Consider the following 3,203-nt stretch of genomic DNA (forward strand, 5'->3'; position numbering starts at 1 on the left):
TGGCTCCATCACTACAATCACCACCGCGGCCACACCGCACTCAAAGGCAAGTCACCCGCCGACCGCGTGCCCAACCTGTCCGGACAGAACACCTAGGCTCCAGCCATGACTCCGCAACACAACGTCGTCCTGCGAGGTGGGGTGGCCGATGGCCAGACCCTTCACTGCTCCCACGTCGGCTCACCCGTCGAGTGGGAGGACGTCGGTGGCGGGGCGCTGACCTATGTGGGGACGGAGGAGACGGAGACCATCAACGGGACGACCGTGACCGTCTACCGGCTCGCTCACTAGCCACGATCAGCGGTTCTTGCGTCCCTTCTTGCCGCTCCTGATGCCCGCGGTCGAGGTGATGAACTTGTGGATCGACGGGTTGTTGAGCTCGCTGTAGACACCCGGGAAAGCGGGTACGGCGCAGGCGAGCCCGTAGCTGACGATGCCGACCTGGACCCGGCGACCATCAGCGAGGGTGCCGAACAGCGGGCCACCCGAGTCGCCCTGGCAGGAGTCACCACCCAGCGTCTCAGCACAGAGCTCGGACTCCGGTTGCAAGCCGATCAGCCCGGTCGTCACGCAGTTCTCGTCCGCGACCGCCTCGACGTCAACCGCCTTCAGGCCGGCTGGGACGAAGGGCGAGCCGAAGAACTCGGTCCCCCAGCCGGCGACCGTGAGCGGCGCGCCGTCCTGCTCGAGACTGTTGTTGGTGAGCGGGACCAGGCGGATCGCCGGCGAAGCGATACGCGAGGTGACGTGGACCAGCGCCGCGTCGAAGGTGCCGGTCTCCTCGTAGTCGGGGTGCACGACGATCCGGTCGACCGACAGGGTCTGACCGGTCGAGAGATCCTCGATGTTGGTCCGGCCGACACCGACCTGGATGTCTCGCGGCTTCGTGTCGACCACGCAGTGAGCAGCCGTCAGCACCCACCTCTTCGCCACCACCGAGCCACCGCAGAAGTGGCCGTCGCTGCCTGAGGAGCCCTTGGTCTGGATCGAGGCCATGAACGGGAAAGCGCCGCCCTGGGCCTGGTAGCCCCCGACGATGGCGTCGGCTGGGCTGCTCGCGAGTCCTGAGGCGAGAGCGAGCCCGAGGCAGGCCAAGCCTGCGGTCAGACGGGACGGGAGACGCATGAGGGTCCTTTCGGAAGTGGCCCAGACCAATTCCAACGAACCGACCACCATCGGGTTACCCGCCCAGTCGAGTCGGAGCCGGACATGGTGGTGCGCTTGCACGACGAATCCAAGCGTGCAGTGTCCGCGCGGATCGCGGCAGATTCGGTCGATGGAGAAGCGCCCTCGTCAACCTTGCCGAACACGGCGGCGCGTGGTCTGTGCTCAATTTTGTGACATTCGGTCGGGTCGCTCGTTCTGATCGGAGAGATCTCGAGTACCCGTGCGATGGAGGGTTGGACATGAAGGAAGACAGCGACTCGTTGCCATCGCCGGACCTGTCGCGTCGAGGCCTTCTGCGCGCGGGCAGCCTGGCGGGGGGCGCGGCGCTGCTGACGCGCGCTGTAGAACCGGCTTACGGGGCCGCTGCGCGTGGGGTCGACCCTCGGAAGATGTGGCGTTGGCACGAGGAACTTGCCGAGCGCGGACCCCGACTGACGGGCAACCGGGCTCATTCGGAGTACATCGAGTTCCTGGCCGCGCGCTTGGGCCGTATGGGGCTGCGGGTTCATCGTGATCGGCTCACCTTCACCCGATGGGACCCGAAGCGGTGGGGCCTCTCGGTCGGCGGTGAGCGGCTCCCGGTCGCGTTCTACTACCCCTACTCCGGAGTGACTCCTCCTGCTGGCGTGACCGCTCCACTGGTCTACCTCGGCCCAATTGCCGGTGGAGAGGCCGCGCAGCAACCCGCGCCGTCCGCGCCGAACTGGGAGCTTGCGCGCGGGAAGATCGCCGTGGTCGAGGCGCCGACCCTTCCGGTGCCTGTCGACCTGGCCTTTCGTGAGCAAGGCAGCTACCCGTCCAATGCCAAGCATCCGTCCACACTTACCTATCACCCGAGCGTGCAGGACATCCTGACGCCTCCGGACCTGGCCGGCGCTGCGGCGGCCGGCGTCGTGGGAGTGGTGTGCGTCCGCGCAGGTGTGAGTGATGGGCTGGCAGCGAACCAGTACAGCCCCTTCGTCACCCCCTATCAGGACTGCCCCGCCGTCTGGGTCAACGGCACCGTTGGTCAGCGCCTTCGACTCCTTGCCGTAGAGGGCCGTCAAGCGACGCTCACGATGGAGGCTCGACTCGTCCGTGGCGCCGCGACCGAGACTCTCTACGCCGTGCTTCGTGGCGCCAACCGCGATGAGTCCGTCATCGTCAACACCCACACCGACGGTCCGAACGTTCCGGAGGAGAACGGCGGCCTGGGCATGCTGTCGCTTGCACGCCAGTTCCGATCCGTCAGCCTGAGGCGGAGCCTGGTCTTTGTGTTCGCCACCGGGCATTTTCAGCTGCCGCAGTTCGCGCGGGACGGGGTACCGCTGAACCAAGCCTCCAGTCGTTGGATGGACATGCACCCGGAATGGCACGACGGCAAGGGCCGTCACCGCAAGGCGGTTGCCGCCCTGACGTTGGAGCACCTCGGGTGTCGGGAGTGGGCGGACAACGCCACGCACACCGACTATGCGCCCACCGGCGAGAACGAGGTCGGCTGGTGCTACACCACGACACCGACCATGCGCGACGTCTGGCTCAATAGCGCACGGGGGACCGCGAACAAGCGCACCTTTGCCGCCGATCCGAACCCGCCGTTCTACTTCGGCGAAGGTGGCCCGTTCTACAAGGCCGGGATCGCCACGATGTCGCTCATCCCCGGCATGACCTATCTGACAGCCGCAGACAAGGACGGTGCGCTGTCCAAGTTGTCCCCACGCCTCATCACGGGACAGATCGAGACCTTTTCGCGAGCGATCCGAGCGCTGGAACGAACCTCAACAACTCGAATCGGCACCCCGCAGCCACTCGCACCCACCACGTAGCGACCGCCCGATCATCGGCAGATCCGGGTGCTCAACTGAGCAGAAGCGGACGTTCCTCCGTTGCCAACGTCCCGACCCGGCGATGCCCCTCGCAATGGCCGACACACGGATTAGAGTCCGACGTGTGAGCGAGTCGGGGTCTGCCCCAGGTTTGGTTGACACTCGGGGTGGGTGGTTCTCAGGCCGCGTCTGCGGCTGCGTAGATCATCTCAAACTCGACCGGGGTGAGCT

Annotated in this window: 3 protein-coding genes; 2 read left to right on the plus strand and 1 reads right to left on the minus strand. The window is 66.3% G+C overall.

All coding sequences use genetic code 11. The annotated features are described in order from the left end of the window. Nucleotides 1-105 precede the first annotated feature (105 nt). The gene (locus tag C9J87_RS19820; RefSeq protein WP_157953267.1) at nt 106-291 is read left to right on the plus strand and encodes a hypothetical protein; all 186 of its coding nucleotides are present in this window, start codon (nt 106-108) and stop codon (nt 289-291) included. A 6-nt stretch (nt 292-297) separates the two neighbouring features. Here C9J87_RS19820 and C9J87_RS19195 read toward each other — a convergent pair whose 3' ends face one another. After that, the gene (locus C9J87_RS19195; protein WP_157953268.1) at nt 298-1,125 is read right to left on the minus strand and encodes a S1 family peptidase; all 828 of its coding nucleotides are present in this window, start codon (nt 1,123-1,125) and stop codon (nt 298-300) included. A gap of 281 nt (nt 1,126-1,406) precedes the next feature. Between C9J87_RS19195 and C9J87_RS19200 the strand changes: the two genes are divergently transcribed. Further along, entirely contained in the window at nt 1,407-2,972 is a 1,566-nt protein-coding gene (locus tag C9J87_RS19200) for a hypothetical protein (protein WP_107706349.1), read from the plus strand. The last annotated feature ends 231 nt before the right edge of the window (nt 2,973-3,203 follow it).

Origin of the sequence: Nocardioides allogilvus (assembly GCF_003047285.1) — a bacterium.
GTDB classification, from domain to species: Bacteria; Actinomycetota; Actinomycetes; order Propionibacteriales; family Nocardioidaceae; genus Nocardioides; species Nocardioides allogilvus.

What these genes read in the sequence shown, in the direction of transcription:
- C9J87_RS19200 (WP_107706349.1), top strand. Translation starts at nt 1,407, where the DNA reads ATGAAGGAAGACAGCGACTCGTTGCCATCGCCGGACCTGTCGCGTCGA.
- C9J87_RS19195 (WP_157953268.1), bottom strand. Translation starts at nt 1,125, where the DNA reads ATGCGTCTCCCGTCCCGTCTGACCGCAGGCTTGGCCTGCCTCGGGCTC.
- C9J87_RS19820 (WP_157953267.1), top strand. Translation starts at nt 106, where the DNA reads ATGACTCCGCAACACAACGTCGTCCTGCGAGGTGGGGTGGCCGATGGC.